General features: G+C 64.2%; 18 protein-coding genes and 3 pseudogenes. 9 read left to right on the forward strand and 12 right to left on the reverse strand.

The genetic code is table 11. The features are described 5' to 3' along the window. Nucleotides 1-3: 3 nt before the first annotated feature. Nucleotides 4-474 carry a hypothetical protein gene (locus OS914_RS03690; RefSeq protein ID WP_267544714.1) on the reverse strand — a complete coding sequence of 157 codons (471 nt, stop codon included), beginning with the start codon at nt 472-474 and terminating at the stop codon, nt 4-6. A gap of 130 nt (nt 475-604) precedes the next feature. Between OS914_RS03690 and OS914_RS03695 the strand changes: the two genes are divergently transcribed. Further along, complete coding sequence (locus OS914_RS03695) at nt 605-2,986, forward strand: DEAD/DEAH box helicase (protein WP_267544715.1); 2,382 nt, start codon at nt 605-607, stop codon at nt 2,984-2,986. Here the strand turns inward: OS914_RS03695 and OS914_RS03700 are convergent. The 7 genes and pseudogenes from OS914_RS03700 to ssd all read right to left on the reverse strand — a co-directional run bounded on the left by OS914_RS03700 (nt 2,952) and on the right by ssd (nt 8,454). Then, nucleotides 2,952-3,425, reverse strand: coding sequence for an Rv3654c family TadE-like protein (locus tag OS914_RS03700; RefSeq protein WP_324290613.1), 474 nt, complete (start codon nt 3,423-3,425; stop codon nt 2,952-2,954). The two genes, OS914_RS03695 and OS914_RS03700, sit on opposite strands and share 35 nt — an antisense overlap. Continuing rightward, nucleotides 3,422-3,862 (reverse strand): TadE family type IV pilus minor pilin, encoded by a 441-nt coding sequence (locus OS914_RS03705; protein ID WP_267544716.1) that lies wholly within the window; start codon nt 3,860-3,862, stop codon nt 3,422-3,424. The genes OS914_RS03700 and OS914_RS03705 overlap by 4 nt, the downstream gene beginning before the upstream one ends. 86 nt (nt 3,863-3,948) lie before the next feature. Continuing rightward, on the reverse strand, nt 3,949-4,182 hold the full coding sequence (locus tag OS914_RS03710; RefSeq protein ID WP_267544877.1) for a DUF4244 domain-containing protein: 234 nt from the start codon (nt 4,180-4,182) through the stop codon (nt 3,949-3,951). A 207-nt stretch (nt 4,183-4,389) separates the two neighbouring features. Further along, nucleotides 4,390-4,965 (reverse strand): type II secretion system F family protein, encoded by a 576-nt coding sequence (locus tag OS914_RS03715; protein ID WP_267544717.1) that lies wholly within the window; start codon nt 4,963-4,965, stop codon nt 4,390-4,392. Further along, complete coding sequence (locus OS914_RS03720) at nt 4,962-5,837, reverse strand: hypothetical protein (protein WP_267544718.1); 876 nt, start codon at nt 5,835-5,837, stop codon at nt 4,962-4,964. Before OS914_RS03720 ends, OS914_RS03715 begins: the two co-directional genes overlap by 4 nt. A gap of 341 nt (nt 5,838-6,178) precedes the next feature. Next, a pseudogene (locus tag OS914_RS03725) lies at nt 6,179-7,285 on the reverse strand (TadA family conjugal transfer-associated ATPase); the annotation flags it as partial. Then, nucleotides 7,282-8,454: a septum site-determining protein Ssd gene (gene ssd / locus OS914_RS03730; protein ID WP_267544719.1), complete on the reverse strand. Its 1,173-nt coding sequence runs from the start codon at nt 8,452-8,454 to the stop codon at nt 7,282-7,284. The gene ssd and the pseudogene OS914_RS03725, both read right to left, overlap by 4 nt. Before the next feature lie 296 nt (nt 8,455-8,750). Here ssd and OS914_RS03735 point away from each other — a divergent pair, with 296 nt between their 5' ends. The 5 genes and pseudogenes from OS914_RS03735 to mmsB all read left to right on the forward strand — a co-directional run bounded on the left by OS914_RS03735 (nt 8,751) and on the right by mmsB (nt 12,081). Further along, nucleotides 8,751-9,041, forward strand: a complete 291-nt coding sequence (locus OS914_RS03735) for a hypothetical protein (RefSeq protein WP_267544720.1) — start codon at nt 8,751-8,753, stop codon at nt 9,039-9,041. A gap of 619 nt (nt 9,042-9,660) precedes the next feature. Further along, nucleotides 9,661-10,140 (forward strand): hypothetical protein, encoded by a 480-nt coding sequence (locus OS914_RS03740; RefSeq protein WP_267544721.1) that lies wholly within the window; start codon nt 9,661-9,663, stop codon nt 10,138-10,140. Between the two features lie 98 nt (nt 10,141-10,238). Next, nucleotides 10,239-10,601 (forward strand): CoA transferase, encoded by a 363-nt coding sequence (locus OS914_RS03745; RefSeq protein WP_267544878.1) that lies wholly within the window; start codon nt 10,239-10,241, stop codon nt 10,599-10,601. After that, nucleotides 10,544-11,169 (forward strand): annotated as a pseudogene (locus OS914_RS03750) (alcohol dehydrogenase catalytic domain-containing protein); the annotation flags it as partial. The gene OS914_RS03745 and the pseudogene OS914_RS03750, both read left to right, overlap by 58 nt. 12 nt (nt 11,170-11,181) lie before the next feature. Beyond that, nucleotides 11,182-12,081, forward strand: a pseudogene (gene mmsB, locus OS914_RS03755) (3-hydroxyisobutyrate dehydrogenase). Between the two features lie 122 nt (nt 12,082-12,203). On the opposite strand, the gene OS914_RS03760 reads toward mmsB, so the two are convergent. Beyond that, a complete protein-coding gene (locus OS914_RS03760) occupies nt 12,204-13,562 on the reverse strand; it encodes an MFS transporter (RefSeq protein ID WP_267544722.1) in 1,359 nt (452 codons plus the stop codon). A gap of 257 nt (nt 13,563-13,819) precedes the next feature. Between OS914_RS03760 and OS914_RS03765 the strand changes: the two genes are divergently transcribed. Then, the gene (locus tag OS914_RS03765; protein WP_267544723.1) at nt 13,820-15,574 is read left to right on the forward strand and encodes a bifunctional 3'-5' exonuclease/DNA polymerase; all 1,755 of its coding nucleotides are present in this window, start codon (nt 13,820-13,822) and stop codon (nt 15,572-15,574) included. An 18-nt stretch (nt 15,575-15,592) separates the two neighbouring features. On the opposite strand, the gene OS914_RS03770 is transcribed toward OS914_RS03765, so the two are convergent. The 3 genes from OS914_RS03770 to OS914_RS03780 are packed head-to-tail and all read right to left on the reverse strand — an operon-like array spanning nt 15,593 to nt 18,516. Then, a complete protein-coding gene (locus OS914_RS03770) occupies nt 15,593-16,309 on the reverse strand; it encodes an NUDIX hydrolase (RefSeq protein WP_420713857.1) in 717 nt (238 codons plus the stop codon). After that, a complete protein-coding gene (gene nth, locus OS914_RS03775) occupies nt 16,306-17,157 on the reverse strand; it encodes an endonuclease III (RefSeq protein WP_267544880.1) in 852 nt (283 codons plus the stop codon). Before nth ends, OS914_RS03770 begins: the two co-directional genes overlap by 4 nt. Nucleotides 17,158-17,217: 60 nt before the next feature. Further along, entirely contained in the window at nt 17,218-18,516 is a 1,299-nt protein-coding gene (locus tag OS914_RS03780) for an MFS transporter (RefSeq protein WP_267544724.1), read from the reverse strand. A gap of 273 nt (nt 18,517-18,789) precedes the next feature. On the opposite strand from OS914_RS03780, the gene acs reads away from it, so the two are divergent. Together acs and OS914_RS03790 are read left to right on the forward strand one after the other, a co-directional pair. Then, on the forward strand, nt 18,790-20,829 hold the full coding sequence (gene acs, locus OS914_RS03785; RefSeq protein ID WP_267544725.1) for an acetate--CoA ligase: 2,040 nt from the start codon (nt 18,790-18,792) through the stop codon (nt 20,827-20,829). 231 nt (nt 20,830-21,060) lie between these two features. Beyond that, complete coding sequence (locus tag OS914_RS03790) at nt 21,061-22,383, forward strand: ABC transporter substrate-binding protein (protein WP_267544726.1); 1,323 nt, start codon at nt 21,061-21,063, stop codon at nt 22,381-22,383. Nucleotides 22,384-22,385 lie beyond the last annotated feature (2 nt).

Consider the following 22,385-nt stretch of genomic DNA (forward strand, 5'->3'; position numbering starts at 1 on the left):
CTATTAAGCGTACGCGGCGCGGGCAAAGCGGCGCATTCGGCGGTTAAAGAAGGCTTCTATGCCGCGATAAATCAGGCCCAGAGCCAAGATCAGGACCAGCCAGAGCAGCACCGCCTGCAGGAGCAGGGGCAGTGAAAGCGCCGACAGCAATGGTGCCAGGAAGGCAATCACCGCCGGGGGAATCAGAAAGAACACCCCCATTGCCAGCAGCTGGCCCAACCCGTCACGTTTGATGCCCGGCACGGAATTCGCGGTGGGCCACATCCGGGGAAAAGGCCCGGAGGCCACCACCAGCTTTGCGGCCAGGAGTCCGGCCCCCGCGACGGCACAGAAAACGACGACCAGCAGCACGGTGTTGTCCCGCAGATACTGGGCGAACAGCTGCAAAGCGGCAATGGAACCGGTAAGGACGAGCAGATAGCGTCCGGGGACGGCAAACGGCTCGGAGGTCCTGTCCGCCTGGGGAGTCTTCATCTGTCCATTGAACCAAGCGGGACCAAACGGGACGAAAGCCGTCAGCCGATCGGCGTCACCTCGGCCCATGCGGCGCGCGGTCCGGGCGGGGACCGCGTCCTGGCCCGCCCCGGGTGGCAGAATACATCAGGTGGCCCTGGACAATTCGCTGATCCCGCTGCTGGGCCGCGGTACCGCCCCGGAGCAGCTGCAGCATGTGCGGACAATTCCGGCGCGCACTGCGGTTACGGCCCTGTGGCCGGACTGGGTCCATCCTGACGTCATTGACGCCTACGCTGCCGTGGGTGTGCATGAACCTTGGCGACATCAAATCCGGGGTGCCGAATTGGCACACGCCGGCCGCCACGTTGTCATCGCAACCGGCACGGCGTCGGGAAAGTCGCTGGCCTATCAGCTCCCCGCCGTGGACGCCGTCCACCGGGCGGAACTTTCGGTGCTGGCGCAGCCGGGAAGAATTGACCCGGATGGAGCCGTGGCACTATACCTCTCCCCCACTAAGGCGTTGGCGGCGGACCAGTATGCCGCCATCCAGTCGCTGCAGCTGCCCACCATCCGGGCTGCCACCTACGACGGCGACACGGAGGTTACCGAGCGCCGCTGGATCCGTGATCACGCCAATTTTGTCCTCTGCAACCCGGATATGCTGCATTTTGGCGTCCTGCCGAACCACACCTGGTGGGCACGATACTTCCGTCGCCTCAAATACGTCATCGTGGACGAGGCCCACAGCTACCGCGGCGTCTTCGGCTCGCACGTGGCCAATCTGATGCGCAGGCTGCGTCGAATTAGCGCGTATTACGGAGCCGACCCAGTCTTCATCGCAGCCTCGGCCACGTCCTCCGACCCGGAAGTCTCCTTTGGCAGGCTGATCGGTGCTCCGGTGTCCGCCGTGACGCAGGACTGCTCGCCGCATGGGGCCACGACTGTGGCATTTTGGGAACCGGCGCTGATGGAGCTTAAGGGAGAAAACGGTGCCCCGACAAGGCGGACGGCCATCGCGGAAACCGCAGACCTGATGGCCAATCTGGTGTCCTCGAGAGTGCGCACCATCGCCTTTATTAAATCCCGACGTGGTGCCGAGACCATCGCCGCGATCACCAAACGGTTATTGGAAGAGGTGGATCCCCGTCTCCCACAGCGGGTAGCCGCGTACCGATCCGGGTACCTGCCGGAGGAACGCCGGGCCTTGGAGAAGGCACTGCGTTCCGGCGAGCTGCTCGGTGTCTCCAGCACTTCGGCACTGGAACTGGGTATCGACATTTCCGGTTTGGATGCCGTACTGGTGGCGGGCTGGCCCGGGACCAGAGCTTCGCTCTTCCAGCAAATCGGCCGTGCCGGGCGCGCCGGGCAGGATGCCATCGCTGCGTTCGTGGCCAGTGACGACCCGCTCGACACCTATCTGGTCCACCACCCCGAGGCCATTTTCGATGTCGCCGTGGAAGCGACTGTCTTCGATCCGTCCAACCCGTATGTCCTGGGTCCGCATCTGTGTGCCGCCGCCGCCGAGCTTCCGCTGGGACCTGCCGACGTTGAGCTCTTCGGTCCTTCAGCGCCGAAGCTTCTGGCCACCCTGGTGTCGGACGGCTATCTACGCCGGCGCCCCGCCGGCTGGTTCTGGACCCACCCGCAAAGCGCTGCCGGTATGGTCAATCTCCGGGCCGACGGCGGCGGTCCGATCAGCATCGTCGACGCTGACACGGGCTCGTTGCTGGGCACGATGGATTCGCCACAGTCCCATTACCAGGCCCATCGGGGCGCCGTCTATGTCCATCAGGGAGAGACCTTTGTGGTCGAGGAGCTCAACGAACAGGACCACTGTGCCATGGTCCGGCGAGGAAATCCGGATTACTACACGACGGCACGCGATGTCACCCAGATAGAGGTCCGGGAGTCTCTGCGCCATGAGTTCTGGGGACCGGTGGAGGTCCATTTCGGTGCTGTTCAGGTCACCACACAGGTTGTCTCCTTTCAGCGCAAGGCGTTTGTCTCCAATGAGGTGTTGGGCGAAGAACCGTTGGACCTGGGCGCCCACGATCTGTTCACTAAGGCGGTCTGGTTCACCTTGGATAACGCAACCTTGCTGGCCGGCGGGTTGGTGGAACCCCAGTTCCCCGGCGCCCTCCACGCAGCGGAGCACGCCGCCATCGGCCTGTTACCGCTCGTCGCGTCAAGCGACCGATGGGACGTGGGCGGAGTTTCCACCGCAATCCATGCCGATACCGGCCAGCCCACGATCTTTGTCTACGATGGGCATCCTGGCGGTGCCGGGTTTGCGGAGCGGGGTTTTGAGGCCGCCCGGATTTGGCTCAGGGCAACCCGGGACGCGATCGCCGCATGCGAGTGCGACGCAGGCTGCCCATCGTGCGTCCAATCGCCCAAGTGCGGCAACAAGAACAATCCGCTGGACAAGGGAGGCGCAGTGCAGCTGATCGACATTCTGCTGGCCGGAGCAGCCGTAGCCGACGGGACACCACCATTCAGCGAGCACCGGCGTGGCGCCACGGCGCAGTAGCCGTATTAGGCGGTGGCCCTGCACGGGAGTGCCCGGTTGCCGCTCCCCACGGACCCGCTAGAATTACCCTCGTCCTTACCTCCACGATCTCCCCGTCAGGACCTCCCACGATGCAGCTGACCATTACGGCGTGATGCTGGACCACGATGTCTTCTGCTACGCCGCATGGTTCACCGATAATGATGTGCCGGGCCGCATCGGCGCCTGCCAAGGCTCCGAGATCGGCTGCGGTTGCGGCCCGGGACGCCCCGATGGCGGCCTGAGCCAGCAGGAGTAGCGCTGCCAGCAACATGAGCAGGACCAACGCTAATCCAACGGTCAGGACGGTGCCCGAACCGCAGTCCGTGGCACCGGGACGCCTTGCCTGGGCCGGAGTCGTCGATCTGGCCCTGAGTCGCGTCATCGCGCTGGACATAGTGCCCACACCTGCCGCAGTCATGGTCCTAAACCAGGCGAGGGGTCGCTGCCGCAGTTTCGCCAGCCCTTCTGCGAAACCAGCGCTACCGCTACCGCGACCGGCACAGATTCCTCCCTTGCCACCGCATCCGCGGTCAGAGGCCAACTCACCAGACCCGATAGCGGGCCGGAGACCCGGATACTTACTTCCGCTCGGACATAGCCGCCCGCCCTACTGACAGTTACCACCGCGTCATGTCCAGCGATCTGCCTGACGGCTGCCACGGCGGTGGCTGCTGGATCTCCCCGTGCCAGGGCACGTGCTGCGGAACGCGCAGATTCTTCCAGTCTCAGCTGTGTAACCCCGATCAGCGCGGCCAGCAAGAGCAGTGCCAAGAGAACGGTCAGCGACGGTAGTGCAACCGCCAACTCGGCCGTAACGGACCCGCGCTGCCGACCGCTGCGAACGTGGCATGACACAAAATTCCGCTGGCCAGCAGGCCGGCTATAGGGCCCCTCGCCTGTGCTGTTCCAAGCGCAGCCGAAACCACGCGCTGGACCCAACGTCACGGCAGACTCAGAGCGGTGCGGATGATGCCGAGCAGGAAGCCTCGCACCTCATCGCTTTTCAGGATCACGACCAGCAATCCGGCAAATCCCACCGCTGCTAAAGTACAGATTGCATATTCAGCGGTCGCCATCCCCAGTTCGTTGTCCCTTCGCCGCAGGCGTCCGGATTCCCTGACCAGGTACCCGGCGGTGGCTCCCGGATAGATTTCCGAGACGTTGTGATACTCCATATCGGTTTGGCCTTCCTTCCCTGTCTCCACGGTTCGTATTCCTGTTGGTTTTGCCATTTGATCCTCCTGGATCGTTCCAGACCGCCCCAGCTGCGGGTTCCAGTTAAACGATCCTTTTCCAGTGCCGTCAGCGACACTGGCCGATGTAAAGAGGTGCATCACGCTGCCACCGACGAAGGTTGTGGAGGGCTTGTCTGCCTGTCGCCGTCAGCGGAATGCCGGCACCATGGCCAGGACCACGGGGACTACTCCCAGACACAGAAATGCAGGCAATGAACAAAGCCCCAAGGGGATCACTAACTTCACGCCGAGGGACGCCGCACGGTGTTCGGACTCACGCTGGGCGGACCTGCGCAGCTGGGCCGCCTCAGCGTAAAGCAACGCGGCCGAGGGCGCACCCGTTATGGCGGCGAAGGTCAGCGCCTCGTACAATCCGTCCATTTGCGGGTGTCCCCTGACCGGGCGCCAGGACGTCTGCCAAGAAGCCCCGATGCTCAGGCCTGCAACCACTGTTGCCAGGCCCTCCCGTGTCCGTGTCGTTGTCACAGCGGCAAGGAGTTCCAGAGACCGGCACAGCGGGAGTCCGGCATCGAGACAGGTGGCGAGCAGTTCCAGCATGAGCGGAACATTGGCGATGCCCCCGCCCGGCGTATCAGTGTCCGAATCGCCGATCCGTTTCCGAACTGCACCCAGCTGCCGCCAACGGCTACTCCCGGTGGAAACCAGCAACAATGCATTCGACGCGCCAAGGAGGGCTAATGCCAGCCATAGCCACCCTGTCACGGCGAATCACGTGCCGCTGCTCTGACCAGGGCTCGGGACCAGAAACGGCCGGCAGCCATCAGGGCGACGCCGATGGAGAGCGCAGCCCAGCCAACCGGACCACCGAAAAGAACCGTCAGCGGGTCAACACCCATAAGCATTCCCAAGAGGAGACCCAGCAGGGGCAGCCAGCTCAGCAGCCGGATGGTTGCCTTTGGCCCGGCAAGCGATGTTTCCCGGCTGGCGGCGGCGTCCATTTCTGACTCCAGTCCCCCGGCATACCGTTGCAGCACCGCGGCCACCGGCGACCCGCTGATCTCAGCGACATCCAGGCAGGCAGCCAGCTCCTGCCAGTGCTTGCGCTGCGGGTATTGACTAGAGGAGACGCTGACGGCTGCGCAGCCGAACCGGATCGCCGAACTGGCGCTGAGCCCTAAAACGGACGCCTGGTACGCCGCCCGGAGGAGCTGCGCGTTCAGCCCTTGGCCGCCGCTTGCCAACAGCAGCTGTGCTCCGGGGGCAGTGGCTCTTCGGCCAGCCGCAACCGGCGCCGCAACCCTGGTTGCCAGCATATCCGCCCACAAATTTGGACCCGAGCGGCCAGCCGCGAGCAGAGCGGACAGTTCCCGGACCAGCCGAGCCATTTCGGCAGTATCCACCGCCAGCGGCTGCCCTCCGAAAAGCTGACGCACGCTGGACGGACGCCGGACGCCGCGCTCATTTCGGATCCCGTCGCGGGTTGCCACGTCAAGACCAGGCGACGGGTTGGCGTATACCCCGCAAGTGCGGCCACTCCTCCCTTGTTCTCGCACTGCGGTCATCCACCGGATGCCGGAGAACGAAAGAAACACGCAGCCGAGCGCCGGAAAAACGAACATCAGGATCAGGTTCACCCGCGCCTCCTGCTCCGGGTGGTACCCCGATCTCCAGGGGTCTGCACTTCACGGCCACCGCAGGCCGAGTCCCGATCGGTGGAATCCCGATCGGTGGAATCCCGATCGTGGGCAGCCTGCTCCTGCTGGACCCGAGCGGCGAAGACCCGACAGGCGTCACCGCGATCGTCGGAGGGGGCCGGCGGGCCGGGGTCCGGGCCACCCAAGAGCTCCAAAAGCCGCTCCCAGCCAGCCCCGTAAACCAGCCTGCGCGTGTCGCGGCCAGCCGCCGACCCCGGAGGATCCGCCGGCGACGCGGACCGTCGGCCGGTGGCCACACCGACAAACGATCCATCCTTAACGCTCACCGCCGGTGCGACCTCGAGCCTGCCCGCTTTCAATGTCGCCACCCCGATTTGCGCCACCCTGCGCCCGGAGGGATGCCGTTCGAGATGCACCACTACGTCCAGCGCGCTGGCAGCCTGGATTGCCACGGCCTCGGTGCTCAGCCCGGCGAGCGCGCCCAGAGCCGCCAGCCTCGCGGGGACATCCAACGCACTGTTCGCATGGATCGTGCCCCCACCGCCCCGATGGCCGGTGTTCAGGGCTGAGAGCAACTCCCGCACCTCCGCGCCGCGGCACTCCCCCACAATCAGCCGGCTTGGGCTCATCCGCAGGGCCTGGCGTACCAGCTCGGTAAGCTCCACCGCGCCTCCGCCCTCGGCATTGGCGTGCCGCGCCTCCAGCGTCAGCACGTGGGGATGATCCGGTTCGAGTTCCGCGGCGTCCTCGATCAGCACAAGCCGCTCGCGAAGCTGACATATTCCAAGCAAGGTCGAGAGCAGGGTGGTTTTGCCCGTTCCGGTGGCGCCGCTGATCAGGAAACTGAGCCGCCTGCCGATGACGGCACGCAGCAATGCAGCAATGCCTGGCTCGGCAAACCCGGAGAACACCAGCTCGTCCATGGTAAAGACCTCGGCCCGTCTGATCCTGACCGATAGGATCACCCCCTGCGCCGAGATCGGCGGCAGAACCGCGTGAATCCGGAAGCCGCCGTCGAGCCTTACATCAACACACGGTGAGCCGTCGTCTAACCGTCGACCGCCGGAAGCAATCAGCCGCACAGCAAGCGCCCTGAGCTGCTCTTCGCCCGTAAAGGAAATATCCACGACTTCCGCTCCTTGTCCGCGGTCCACCCACACCGACCGCGGGCCATTGACGAAGATGTCGGTGATTTTCGGGTCCTTCAGCAATGGTTGAAGTGGTCCCAGTCCGCTGAGCTCGGCATTGATGCTCTCCACCGCGGCCAACGATCCGGCCGTCCCTAAAAGTCTGCCGCTATCCCGCACCGCTGCCGCGACACGAAGGGACGTGACAGGCCCGGCCTCCGAGAGCACCGCGCGGCGCACGGTGTCCAGGAGCGTCTCATCCACTGCGCGCAAGTGCGGGAGCTGGGAATGACGTCTCATCCCGGCACACTTCGCAGGCTTACCAGTACGCGGTCGGCAAGCCTCCTGACCTTACGAGACTTGGCCAAATCGGCCAGCTGTCCACGCTCGGTAGCAGCCGCGGCTGCGCGCAGAACCGGCATGATCCCGAGGACTGCGCAACCCACGGAGTCCGCGATCAGTTGCACATCCAACCCTTCACGCAGCGGCGCGCGGACCACCAGCGCCGTCGGCAGCGAGGGAAGGTCGTTCAGCAACCTGGCACTCGCTGCTGACGGCCGCAATTGGGCTGGAACCACCGTTAGCAGCTGATCACAATGCTTCCCGAGCGACGACAGAGCATTCCGGTTGCGGCCAAGATCCACTACCGCGAGCTCATAGCCGCGCCTGGCGGCCCGCAGGACTTGGGCGCCGGTTGTTCCGGGGCCAAAATCGGTCCCGCTGGACGCTCCATACCCGCCCCAGGAAAGCAATGAGAATCCGGCGACGACAGGCAGCGAGGCTGCCAACTGGTCGGGGTTGATGGTGCCGGACGCCGCCAGTAGATCCGGCCACCGCAGGCCGGCAGGATCCTCGGCGGTCACGGCGATGTCCAGACCCCCTCCCCATTCGTCACCGTCAACCAGCAACGTCCGAACACCAGCCCTCGCCGCGCAGGCGGCCAGCAGGACAGCCAATGTGGATGCACCCGCCCCACCACAGCCGCCCACAACGCCGAGAATGAAACCTTCCGCGGCCGGATCGCGCAGCTGGCTGAGGAATTCCGCCAGCCATTCGGAAGCCTCGGGCAGGACGGCGACCCGATCCGCGCTGGAAAGCGATGCCTGCCGCCACAGCTGCTCCCTGTCGGCGGAAAATCCAACCAGAAGGGTCGGGCCACGCCGGCGCCGGAAGTCCGATGCCACATCGATCCCGACCATTACAGCGGCAGCGGCGTCCCACTCTCCGCGCGCCTCCTCAACCGTAGGAAAGATCATCAGTCCGACAGAGGCAGCAGCGGCAACCCGCCCAATCTCATCGTGCAGCGGACCGGATTCCGTCACCAGCAAGACCCGGCTGCCGTTCGGCGGCACCCACGCGGCCCGGTTACCGGTGTGGTCGGCAGCAGCCTCTTGGGGGTCCGAAGCCGCGGCGGGACCCTTCGGCAAATGCACCGCCCTGCGCGTCCTGGCTATCGATTGTTCCTGCATCGTCTCAGTCTTCGCCCCGATGAGCGGGAATATTGGTGCAGCTTCGAAGATGTGAACCGGAGGCGGTGCAGGAGTGCTCGTGGAGGAGTGGTGAGGAGACGGCCACCGCGGCGGCGCCACCGCGAGCTGTCACTGACAGTCACTTCCAAGGCCGCGAATGACATGAATTGGCCGTGCACTCGCCGCCCGCCCGGGGCGCGCATCCCTTAGGGGTGGAAATCGCAAGCAAAGGTCTATCAGGTGCGCGGGTAACGGGGAATGGATCCACTCACCTCCTTATCGGCAGGCGTGCGCGCGTGCCACGGACCCCGCAGATCGACGACCGATGGGATGCCTGCAACAACGCCCCTTACCGCGAGTGCGCACCGTGGATCCCATTGCGCGAGCTCAGTGAGCAGGCGCCCGCAAGCACCTATCGGGAACTCCGGATCGACGCAGACCCCGACGACACCGTCTCCGACTCGACAGATGTACTGGCCAGGATGGCGACGTGGCGTCGTGGCCGGATGTGCCGAAATTCCCTCCTCGGACTGCCCCCGAGCGCCGCGGTCTTCTCACGAGCATCGACACTGCAGCGCTGGAGATGACGGCCGTGATGCTGCTGGGCATCTTCGACCCGCACCGCGTCATGACCCCGGAAATCGTGCAGGCCTACAAGCAGTCCGCCGATTCTTACACCGCGCTGGCGCTTCGATCCGACATCTTGCCACATGGCCTCATCGGCGCGGGAGGTTCGAGGCACACTTCAATGCAGGCTCCCCTGCATTCGGCTGGCTCGTCCCGGCCACGCACATCAACACCCTTTTGCCGCGGCCGCCCTTGTTGCCGGCTCAATCGGCGAACTCGGCCCCACCATCGAATCGGCCGTCGCAACGCTGCGATCTCCGGGATCGGGGCAGCCGGGCACACCAGCACGATTTTTTCGTGCAGGTGGCCTGATTCGCTGTGCCAATCAGCGTCGGCGGCCTATTTCCATCGGGTAGAAATCCCCGATCTCGATGTCGAAACGGCCGGTCCTCCGCATGGCGGAATCTAAGCGCTTCGCACCACGACGCGCCTTCCCACAACCTCTGGGGATCAGATTCTGCGCTGTCGCCATCGAGGGCGGCACGAGAGCTCCCCTTGACAGCAAGAAATCCGGATCCAGAATATAGGTATGGGCCCCGCCGTGGGTTCGAGGATTCCGATGTCATCTGGAGACCAATCATGGACAACTTCGAGGATGATGACGGAGGGCTGTCGACGTGCGTCGCAGCTGGCTCGTCGAAAATTGGTTTGATCGTCCCTTCCACTACGACCCTGGGGACGGAACTACCGCAACTGTTCCGGCGACAGTCAGCTGCTACGGGTCATCGCTATACATTTCATTCGGCTCGAGCAAAGCTGCGCAACGTCACGGTTGAGGAACTGGCCGCGATGGTCGACAAGGCGGCCGAGTGCGCACACCGGGTTGCGATGGTCGCACCGTATATGCCGGTCCGCACACGGCTCGTCAATGACTCTATCGAAGGCGCGGGGGTCGCAGTCCAGAAAGTCGAAGACGAACTCGGGCTCCCAGTCGTGACCGCCGCGACAGCCAGCGCGTACGAGATCCTCCGGACGCTTGGCCTCGAGCCCGCCATGGCCGGTGCAGGTCGGGTGCTGGCTGACCGCTCTACCGTCGATGCGTCGGCGTCACTGGCATGAAGGCATCTGCAGACCCGGCAGCGGACGGAACGCGGGGCGCCCTACAGGATCTGTTGGTGTTGGACCTGACTCGGAAACTTTCCGGCCCATTTGCCACGATGACCCTAGCCGATCTCGGTGCCGACGTGATCAAGATCGAACAACCCAGCACCGGTGACGACGCCAGGGCGTGGGGCCCACCGTTCCAGGGAGAAGAAGCGGCGTACTTCCTCTCCGTCAACCGCAATAAACGCAGCGTGGCCGTCGATCTGAAGTCTACCGAGGGGCATGAGTCGGTGTGGAAGCTGGCCGCGAGGGCAGACGTGCTAGTGGAGAATTTTCGACCGGGTACTGCGGCGGGTCTCGGCTTCGGATTCGATAAACATTCGAAGGCGAATCCCGGATTGGTATATGCGTCTTTGAACCCATGGCGTTGGGCCACGAAGCAATCGGCCGCTTGCTCACCTCGGGCGAAGGCGTAAGTGATGTGCGTGTCGGCGACCACGTCGTGCTGGTGTTCGTACCCAGCTGCGGCAGCTGCCGGGCGTTCGCCGCCGGTAGCCCGGCGCTGTGCCATTGGGTCGCCGTTGTCAACGGCTCCGGCGACCTGCTGCACGGGGAAGCCCTGCTGAAAACCGCCGGAGGAGAGCTAATCAACCATCACCTGGGAGTCTCCGCGTTCGCCGACTACGCTGTCGTGGCTCGGGAATCCGCGGTGGTCATAGACGACGATCGATCGATCCGAATGCGGAAAAGCACAAGCTTGCCCTGGATTGCGGGGCGGCCACGGTGGGGACGCCCGACGACGACGCCCGGCTGGTCGCCGAGGCTGCAATTCGCCGGCCCCGGCAAAAAGCTGCTCGGTTCCTACCTGGGGTACTGGCGGAAGGGAAACTACCGGTGGACCTGCTGCACTCCGGCACCAGGCCGCTGACAGAAATCAACGAAGGCCTGGATGATTTGGCGGCAGGCCGCGTGGTACGCAGGCTCTTCCAGGCGTGGCGCCTGGAAGAACTCGTGATAACTGAACTGGTTGACGTAACCGAGTGAAGGAGCTTGACGATGGCTGTAGTTGGATGGATCGGACTTGGCAACATGGGCGGCGGCATGTCCGCGAACTTGGTCAACGCCGGGCATGAAGTGCGCGGCTTCGACCTAAGCGAGGCCGCCATGGCGGCGGCCGGGACAGCCGGCGTGAAGCTTGTCGGCAGCATCGCAGAAGCAGTCGGGGACGCCGACGTCGTCTTCACCATGCTGCCCAAGGGCGATCACGCCAGAGCAGTCTACCTGAACGACGACGGCGTATTGGCCCACGCCGACCCGAGGGCCCTGCTGGTCGACTCGTCCACCATCGACATCGAATCCGCGCGGACGTTGCATGATGCCGCTGCCGCCCGCGGGTTTCGCTTCGTGGACGCCCCCGTCTCCGGGGGAGTGAGCGGGGCGCGGGCCGGAACGCTGACTTTCATGGTCGGCGGGGAGGGCCGCGCGGTCGAGGATGCCGGCGTCTTCATCAAGCCCATGGCCGGGAACATCATCCCTACCGGCGGTGCCACCACGGGTCAGGCCGCCAAGATCTGCAATAACCTCATGCTCTTCATCAACCTCGCCGGCACGGCCGAAGGTGCCGTGCTGGCGGACCGGCTTGGCCTCGATAAGCAGGTCTTCTGGAATATCGCCTCAGTTTCGTCGGGGGACAGCTGGGCGCTCCGTACCTAGTACCCGGTCCCCGGGGTCGTGTCCACCGCGGCATCGAACAACGACTTTGCGCCCACCTTCACCGTCGAGTTGGCCAAGAAGGACATCGGTCTCGCCATCGCTGCGGCCAAGGGCACCGGGACTCCGCTGCACATCGGCGAGCACGTCGAGCAGCTGTTACAGCGTCTGATCGACGCCGGCGACGCCGGCAAAGACTGCTCCATAATCGTCAAGGTGGTGGATGGCACGCTGGAGCAGCAGTAGCCGCTGTAGGAGCGGCCGACCCCTCCCGGACAGCTGTAAGAGCGGCCGACCCCTCCCGGACAGCTGTAAGAGCGGCCAGCCCCTCCCGGAGTTCCCGAATGTGGCGGCTCCCCGGTCAGCGGCTACGAAACACGCCGCGAGCCTTTAACCTCTCGTGCATAGGTTTCGGGGTCCGAAATATCGGACTTGGAGTAGTCCCTTAGCCCGAAAGCCGCCGCAATCGTGATCAGGGCCGAGACCAGTATGTATACGGATACCGCATACCCGGTTCCGAACTGATGGAGCAGGAAAGTGGCAACCAGTGCGGCCGGCCCGCCGGCGATGATCGAGGCTAGCTGATAGCCCAACCCAGCGCCGGTGTACCGGAGGTTGGTCGGGAAGTTCTCCGCAATGATCGACGCCTGCGGGCCGTATTGCATCGCGTGCGGGATGAGCGCCACGCACAAGGCAGCGAAGACCAGCCAACCGACGCCGCTGTCGAGAAGTGCGAAGTAAACAAAGCCCCAGACGCCGGTGATGGCCGCCCCGATCAGGTAGATCTTTTTGCGACCAACAGTGTCGGACAGGTGCCCGAAGTATGGCACACAAAAGAGCTCGATGGCCGCCGCGATCATGGTGCCGATCAGAACGAAGTTGTACGAGTAATTGTGGTTCTTGTCGGTCAGGTAGGACAACACAAAGGCGGTCACGATGTAGAACGGCATCTGCTCCGACATCCGTAGGAGCGCCGACAGGATGATCGCTTTCGGGTACCTTTTGATCACCTCGAGAACCGGAGCCTTTTGGGTCTTTTGGGTCTTGACCACCTCGGCGAACATCGGGGTTTCCAGGATTCTGAGCCGGATGTATAGCCCGATGCCGACCAGGACCAGGCTGAGCAGGAACGGGATCCGCCAGCCCCAGGCAATGAAGGCGTCCGTGCCAATGATGGAGTTGAATACGGCAAGCAGACCGGTGGAGAGAATGATGCCAATGGCGACACCAAGCTGCGGCCAGCTGGCCATCAGACCTCTGCGCTTCTGGTCGCCCCACTCCATCGAAAGAAGAATGGAACCGCCCCACTCGCCACCGACGGCTATGCCTTGAAAGATGCGAAGGATGATCAGGACGGCTGGTGCAGCCTCGCCCCAGGTCGTCGCACCGGGAAGCACACCGATCAGGGCGGTCGAGATCCCCATCATCAGCAGCGTGATAATCAGCATCGCCTTGCGGCCAATCCGGTCGCCCCAGTGCCCGAAGATCGCCGCTCCGACCGGACGGGCCAGGAACCCGACGAAGTAGGTGGCGAAGGCGGAGATCAGCCCTAGATAGGGGGACATGTGGGGGAAGAACACATGTGGGAACACCAGTGCCGCCGCTGTACCGTAGAGGAAGTAGTCGTACCACTCGATTGTCGTCCCGATCGTGCTGGCGATCGCCGCTTTTCGCGCCTGACTTCGCTCGTCGAGGCCGCTCACTGCAGCTGGTTCGAGTTTGGACATTACTGTCTCACCTTCCCTGTTGAACGTTCAACTGGGTCCAGGCACGCCGCCCGGGCTCGGGTAACGGGGTGCGCTCGCTTTCCACGACTGTGTGTCTCGTGTGCACCGTGCTTACACCTAACTGTTTAGCCAGAGTCGAATAAGTTGTCAAGGAATCCAATGCAGCGGCGGATTCACAGGCGCGCAGCCAACGAATCCGAGCTCCACCAGCGCCGCCGCAAATCGCCGGAAGCTGGGGCACAGGAGACAATGGAGGCATGTACCTGCTGCTGGCCGCAACCGACGCGCGCGTCGCCCCCGAGGGCACCGACAGCCAGAGCGCGCCCATCGGCCCTTGTGCGGACATTGTCCCTGTCAACGCCCTTGGAGAAGCCACGGCTGCCAGACGCACTTTGGCCGTTGCCGACCTACCGGCCGCCGTAACACAGTTGGAAAGCGAGCAGCGGCCGCGCTGGGTGTGGGATCGGACGCAGAACTGGTATCCACAGCTGCTGGACGCCGGAGTCAGTGTCGAGCGCTGCCATGACGTGGCACTATGCCGCAACATTCTGGTCTTTTCGTCCCTCACCGCAGACACTGACTACGCCAAGACCACGGCACCGCTCCGCTTTGATGACATTCTTGACCCGAGCACCGAAACCGCGAATCAGGACAGCCTCTTTGATACGCCCGTCAACCGGGGCGGACCCTTTATCGACGCCCTGCGGCAGGAATTCGCCGCCCAGCTGGGAGCCGTCCGGCGCTCCGTTCAGCCGGGTCGTCTGGCCTTGCTCTTGGCGGCCGAGTCCGCCGGCGCTTTAATTGCCGCGGAAATGCGCCACACCGGGCTGCCGTGGCGTGCCGATCTGCACGAGCAGATCCTCCTGACGCATCTTGGCCCGCGCCCGGCCGGTGCGCGGCGGCCGGAGAAGCTTGAGTTTCTGGCCGGCCGGCTCCGCGAGGAGCTCAACGCTCCTACTCTGAATCCGGATTCCGCCCAGGAACTGATGCGGGCCCTGCACCGGGCCGGCATTGAGACGAAAACCACCCGATCGTGGGAGCTGGAGCAGATCTCCCACCCGGCCATTGAGCCCCTGCTGGCCTACAAGAAAATCAGCCGATTACATACGGCGAACGGCTGGGCGTGGCTGGACCAGTGGGTGGCTGGGGGCCGCTTCCGTCCCGAGTACGTGGTGGGCGGCGTTGTCTCCGGGCGGTGGGCATCGCGCGGGGGCGGTGCGCTGCAGATCCCCCGGCAAATCCGCGGTGCAGCGCATGCGGATCCGGGTTGGAAGCTGATTGTCGCCGACGCCGCGCAGCTGGAGCCTAGGGTGTTGGCTGCCTTGGCCCAGGACAGCACAATGGCCGAAGCCGCCCGGGATAAGGACCTCTATGCCGGGATCGCGGCGCAGGGCTTCGGCGGTGATAGGGCCAAGGCAAAGGTAGCGCTGTTGGGTGCCATTTATGGCGCGACGACGGGCGAGTCCGGGCGGCTGATGGGCCAGTTGAGCAGGACCTATCCCGACGCGGTGGGCTTCGTGGAAGCAGCGGCGAGGGCCGGCGAGCGAGGCGAGGTGGTGACCTCCAGATTGGGACGCAGCTGCCCTGCGCCGTCGGATCAATGGTGGGCCACGCAGCGCAGCAGCACGGAGGAGGAGCAACGACGGGCGGAGAGCGCGGCACGTTCGCGGGGGCGTTTCACCCGGAATTTCGTGGTGCAGGGGTCAGCGGCGGACTGGGCTGCCTGCTGGCTGGCCGAAGTACGACGGCGGCTGGGCACCTTGGCCGCCGAACGCACGGCCACGCCCGTCGCCGGAGCGGAAGCCGGAACCCCCTGCTCCAAGAACGGCCCGGAGCTGGTCTTTTTCCTGCATGACGAGGTGATGGTCCATGCCCCGGATGAGCTGCTGGCCACCGTCGTGCAGATGTTGGAGGAATCGTCGCGGACTGCTACCCGGTTGCTGTTCGGGAACATACCGATCGCATTTCCGGTGAACATCGCCGTGGTCGATTCCTACGCCGACGCGAAGTAGCCGGTCCGGGCACCGCCGTTAGAGCGGGGCAACGATGACGCGGTCGGCATCCCAGGGAACAGACCAGCCCAGATGGTCGAACAAGCGGCTCAGAATTCCCGCGGTGAACCCCCAAACCAGGACGCCGTTTACCAGAAAAGCAGGGCTGCTGTACGTCCGCGGACCGCGTTTCAACGTCGCCGTGTACCGATTGTCCGGATCCAGCAGATCACGGACCGGGACACGAAATACCTGGGCGGACTCACCGTAGTCCACCACGGCTACAGGCGACGGAGCCATCCACCAAGCCAGAACCGGCGTTACCATGAAATTACTGACCGGAAGGGCAACCTCGGGCAACCGGCCCAGGATCTGGACTCCGGCCGGGTCCAGTCCTGTTTCCTCCACGGCCTCCCGCAACGCCGCCGCATCCACAGAGACATCCCCCGCGTCGACTCCGCCGCCGGGAAAAGCGACCTGCCCCGGATGATCCGTCAGTGTGGCGGCCCGCTCAATCAGCAAAACATCCAACCCGGCGGGAGCCAACGGCTTGCCAGAGGCGGCGGGAACGTCATCCAAGGCACCAAAAAGCAGCAGCACCGCAGCCTGCCGTGCCGTGCGTGGATCCAACGGGCGCGGCCAATGATCATCGCGGGCTGCATCGAGCCCGCCGGCAGCAGCTTCCTGCGCAACGGCCGCCAGCTGGGCATACACACTGTCCGTCCGCCGGCCTAGCACTGAGGGTTCCCGGCTCACGGAAGGTCCGTTCCCGGCGCCGCCGGCCCGGGCTCCGGGCCGGACGACACCCCCTGCCGGGCCAGTAGCTGTGCCTCCCGGCGGTACTCGGCCGCGCGGCTTACGTCACCGAGCATCCGCGCCAGCAGATCCTCGTTGCCTGGCGCCAGCTCGTACTTGAGCAACTTCTTCGCCTTGACCGGATCCGTCTCACCTTCTCCGTAGGAGGGACACAAAGTGGCGACCGGGCAGGCGCCGCAGGCGGGTTTACGTGCATGGCAGACGCGGCGCCCATGGAATACCACCCGATGCGAGAGCATCGTCCACTCAGCCTTGGGAATGAGTCCGCCTACATCGGCTTCGATCCTGACGGGATCTTTGGACTCGGTCCAGCCGAAGCGCTGTGCCAGCCGGATGAAATGCGTATCCACAGTGATCCCGGGGATCCCGAACGCATTGCCCAACACCACGTTGGCCGTTTTGCGCCCGACCCCGGCGAGCGTTACTAGATCGTCCAGCCGACCCGGCACTACGCCGTCGTACTCGTCAACAATCCGGGTGGCCAGCGAAATCAGGCTCCGGGTCTTGGCGCGGAAAAAGCCCGTTGGTTGGATCATCGTTTCGAGCTCCGCGACATTGGCCTCCGCCAGCGCGCGCGCATCCGGGTATCTGGCGAACAGTGCCGGCGTGGTCTGGTTTACCCGCACGTCGGTGGTCTGGGCGGAGAGCACGGTGGCGACCACCAGTTCGAACGCGTTGCGGAAGTCCAGCTCCGCATGGGCATAGGGGTAGGCCTTTGCCAGCTGCCGGTTGATCTTTCCCGCCCGGCGCTTGAGTGCCAGCAGAGATTCACCGGTGTGGGGGCGCACCGCATCGGGCGTCGCTGTCTTGGCAGACGCGCTCTTGGCAGGAATGGTCGGGACCAAAGATTACTCGCTCTCCGGTGCCCGCTCGATATTGCTCAGATCACGCAGCACTCCCGCGCGGCCTTCGGTGTTCTGCACCAGGAAGTCGTGACCACGATCCCGCAGGGCCAGAATCCAACTGCCTGGTTCCACGTTGTAGAGGAAGGCCCCGGTCTTCTCATCGAACACCGGCCGCTTGCGGTCCACGGCAAACCAAAATGCGTCGTAAACGGCCTTCTCCCCGTGGCCCTTTCCTGCATCGTGGCTGTGGTCCGGTTCGTGGCGTGATCCGGGATCGACGGTGGCACCGATGCTTTCCGGTACGGCTCGTGAAGGCGTGTCGACCGCAGGATTAAGCGTGGTCTGCGGGGTCGGCGCGGCGGTTTCGGCAGCGTGCTGCACTGAAGCGCCCTGACCTGCGGCGTCCTGCCCGACGGCGTCCTGCCCGACCGCGTTCGACGGGACCGCGTTGGACGAAACCGCGGCCGAACCGGCCGGATGGGAGAGGCCTGGTATCGGCTGACTGGACGTCTTCGCCGCGGACGGCGTCGGCGCGGGCTCGTGGGCAGCGCTCCGATCAGCATCCCCCTTGGCAGCGCCAGGCCGGGAAGCGTCGGGCGTCAAAGCAACTGACGTCGCAACAGCAGGCTTCGCAACCGCAGGCTTCGCAACCGCAGGCTTTGCAACCGCAGGCTTGACAACCGCGGGCTTGGCTACCGTAGGCTTGGCGACCGCGGGAACGACGTCCCGAGCGACGGGATGGGCAGGCAATTCCGGACGATGGGCGAAGTCGGCAGCGAAGAACGGAAGCCAAGGCGCGACGACGGTGGATGCCAGCAGGCCGAGGGAACCTATCAGCCCAATCAGGAAGGCCCAGCGGAAATCAGAGACCGTGTAAAGGAAGAAAAAGGAGGTGGCAAAGGAGGCAACTACGGAGCCGAACTGGTCAACGGAGAGCGAGCCGATCCGCGTTTTGACGCCCGCAGAGAGCCGCCGGGCCAGGAACAGGATGCCGGTGAGTAACGGCAGCACCACCCCAATGCCCAGGAAGAACAGGGAAAATCCATTCCATAAATTGAGGTAGTAATCGGCGCGGAACAGCGGCAGTACGGAACCGATGAAGATCACGACGACCGATCCCAGTGCCACCACGTCGCGCAGGGTCAGCGGACCAAGCAAGGCGTGGCTGGCCTGGGGCCCCGAGGGAGCGCCCATGGACGTGCTGCCAGCCGCTGGCTCCGCACCACTGTTGCTGCGGCCTCTTCCGCCGTCGTCGTTCCGGCTTCCTCCACCGTTGTCGGCGCCGAATTGCTGCTCTGTCATCTCGTACTCCTTGCCGGACGGCGATCCTGCAGCCCGCGGGTATGTCTGGCACGGACTCGCCTCAGGCGGCCCGCGTCGCTCTGTTGGAAAGTCACGATCCTATTACAGACTAATGACACAACCCTGACATCTCTAGCCGGATGAATTCGCCAGTCGCGGCAGCGCGTCACAGACGGGCCAATTTGCTGCAGTGACTGTGATCGCCGACACGTGCGGGTATTCGGCGCGCTAAAGTTGAAGCCAGAACCCGTCTTAGCTGAAATTGAGGTAGAGATGTCCCAGGACACAACTGCGGCTTCGTCCGGAGCCGGAAATACCAGCGCCGGCGCTGCCGCCCATAACGGTGACGCGCTGGAAAACCTGCTCCACGAAGACCGCAGATTCCCGCCCAGCGCCGAATTCGCCGCGGATTCCGTCGTGAAAGCCTCCGACTATGCCGACGCGGCCGCTGATGCCCCTGCCTTCTGGGCCAAGCAGGCGCGCGGGCTGCTTACCTGGCATAAGGACTTCACCGAAACACTTGATTGGTCCAACCCGCCGTTCGCGAAGTGGTTCGGCGACGGTCAGCTCAACGCGGCCTACAACGCGCTGGACCGGCACGTCGAAAACGGGCTCGGCGAGCGCGTTGCCATCTACTTTGAGGGCGAACCTGGCGACACGCGCAGCTACACCTATGCGCAGCTGACCGAGGAGGTCAAGAAGGCCGCCAACGCCTTCGAGTCCCTCGGCGTTGCCAAGGGCGACCGGGTGGCCGTTTACCTGCCGATGATCCCGGAGGCAGTGATTACGCTGCTGGCCTGCGCCCGGATCGGTGCCGTACATTCCGTGGTTTTTGGCGGGTTCTCCGCGGACGCGCTGCGTTCGCGCATCGACGATGCCGAAGCCAAACTGGTGGTCACCGCCGATGGTACCTACCGCCGCGGCAAACCCAGCGCCCTCAAGCCCGCCGTTGATGCCGCGCTCACCGCACCCGGGCACACAGTCGGGCACGTCGTCGTCGTCAAGCGCAACGGTGAGAACGTGGACTGGACCGAGGGCCGCGATCTCTGGTGGGAGGACGCCGTCGGCGGTGCAGCCGCCGAGCACACCGCCGTCGGCCATGCTGCCGAGCACCCGCTGTTCATCCTCTACACCTCCGGTACCACCGGCAGGCCCAAGGGCATCCTGCACACCACCGGCGGCTACCTGACGCAGGCCGCGTACACGCACAAGGCCGTTTTTGACCTGCATCCGGAAACCGATGTGTACTGGTGCACGGCCGACGTCGGCTGGGTCACCGGGCATACCTACGTCGCCTACGCGCCGCTCATTAACGGCGCTACGCAGCTGATCTATGAGGGCACCCCGGATTCCCCGCATCAGGGCCGCTGGTGGGAACTGATCGAAAAGTACAAAGTTTCCATCCTCTACACTGCGCCCACCGCCATCCGGACCTGCATGAAGTGGGGCCGCGAGATCCCGGGCCGGTACGACCTGAGCTCCATCCGGGTGCTCGGTTCGGTGGGCGAGCCGATTAACCCCGAGGCCTGGATGTGGTACCGCGATGTGATCGGCGCGAACGCGGGGAAGAACGGCGAGAAAAAGAAGAACCCGGCGCCGATCGTGGACACCTGGTGGCAGACCGAGACCGGCGCGCAGATGATCGCCCCGCTCCCCGGCGTCACTGCCACTAAGCCGGGCTCGGCCCAGACGCCGCTGCCGGGCATTGCGGTGGACGTGGTGGATGAAATGGGCGAGTCCGTGCCGAACGGGTCCGGCGGCTACCTGGTGGTCCGCGAACCATGGCCGGCCATGCTGCGCGGCATCTGGGGCGACGAGCAGCGGTACAAGGACACCTACTGGTCCCGTTTCGATTCGATGTACTTTGCCGGAGACGGTGCCAAGTTCGACGACGACGGCGACGTCTGGCTACTGGGGCGGGTCGACGACGTGATGAATGTCTCCGGGCACCGCCTCTCCACCACGGAGATTGAGTCCGCACTGGTCAGCCACCCGTCCGTAGCGGAAGCGGCCGTGGTGGGGGCTGCGGACGAGACCACAGGGCAGACCGTGGTGGCGTTTGTGATTCTGCGCGGGAGCGCGGCAGATGACGCCGATATTGTCACCACATTGCGCAACCATGTGGGCAAGGAAATCGGCCCGATCGCCAAGCCAAAGACGATCCTGGTGGTGCCCGAGCTGCCCAAGACACGGTCCGGGAAGATCATGCGGCGGTTACTGAAGGACGTCGCGGAGGGCCGCGACGTCGGTGACGCCTCCACGCTGGCAGACAATTCGGTGATGCAGCAGATCGCGGATTCGCTGAAAAAGTAGCGCACCACCGGCAAGGCGGCACTAGGCGAGGTGCGCGCGATGGGGTCGTTTCGACGAACAACCCATTGCGCGCACCTCAGTTGCTTTAAGGCGTAATCCAAACGTGACAAAATGATCGAAATTTTTCTCTTTTGGGCATTGACGTTCGATTTCTGGCGTTTATGCTTGGTCTATGTGATGCGTTTCACAGCTGCATGTCTTTCCAAAGCCAGTCTTTCAAAGGGAGAAACCATGTCATCGATTGAAGAGCGGTTTGCTGCCGGCGCCAACCGGCCCGGCCTGGACCGCCGTACGCTGCTCAAGACCTTGGGAGTGGGCGCCGTTGGGCTGGCCGGCATCCCCCTCCTCTCCGCCTGCACCGGAGGCAGCGGGCCCGGTGCCTCCGCAACCGCATCGAAGTCGCTGAGCTTCGGTTCCGGCTCCTCCGATGAGGTCCCCAAAGCCGGGTACAAGGCGGTCACGGATGCCTTCACGAAGAAGTCAGGCATCACGGTCACCACCAACGTGGTCCCGCACAACGATTTCCAGAACAAAATCAACACCTACCTGCAGGGCAGCCCGGACGACGCATTCACTTGGTTTGCCGGCTACCGGATGCAGTACTACGCAGGAAAGGGACTGCTCACCCCCGTGGACGATGTCTGGGACAAGATTGGGGCCAACTTTTCCGACGCCATGAAGAAGGCCTCGACCGGACCCGACGGCAAGAAGTACTTTGTGCCGAACTACAACTATCCGTGGGGCTTCTTCTACCGCAAGAGCTTCTGGGCTGAAAAGGGCTACGAGGTCCCCACCACGTTCGACGCCCTCAAGACCCTCAGCGCCAAGATGAAAGCCGACGGCATAATCCCCATCGAGTTTGCGGACAAGGACGGTTGGCCGGCGTTCGGCACTTTCGACTACATCAATATGCGCCTCAACGGCTACCAGTTCCACATGGATCTCACCGCCCACAAAGAATCCTGGGACCAGAAGAAAGTCAGCGACGTCTTCGATACGTGGAAGGCACTGCTGCCTTATCAGAACCCCGGCGCACTGGGAATGACCTGGCAGGACTCGGCGAAGTCCTTGGGAGACAAGAAATCCGGGATGTATCTGCTCGGCTCGTTTGTCACCCAGCAGTTCACCGATCCGGCGCTGCTGGCGGACATTGATTTCTTCCCGTTCCCGGAAATCGCCATGGAAGGAATGGACGCCGTAGAAGCACCGATTGACGGGTTACTGCTGTCCAAGAAGGGCGGCCAGAATCAGGCGGCCCACGACTTCCTGGCCTTCATGGGCACGGCCGAAGGCCAGGACGCGTACGCCTCCAAGGACCCATCGAACATCGCCACTGCGAAGGGCGCCGATCAATCCAAGTTCAGTCCGCTGAACAAGAAGTGCGCGGATGTGATTGCCGGTGCCAAGAGCATCAGCCAGTTCTTTGACCGGGATGCCCTCCCCGCGATGGCGAACAATGTGATGTTGCCGGCGCTGCAGGGATTCATTAAGGACGGCTCGATCGACGTCAAGAACCTCGAGGCCCAGGCGAAGTCGCTCTACGCCGCGCAATAACT

This window comes from Arthrobacter endolithicus, assembly GCF_026627425.1.
Classification (GTDB): Bacteria; Actinomycetota; Actinomycetes; order Actinomycetales; family Micrococcaceae; genus Arthrobacter_M.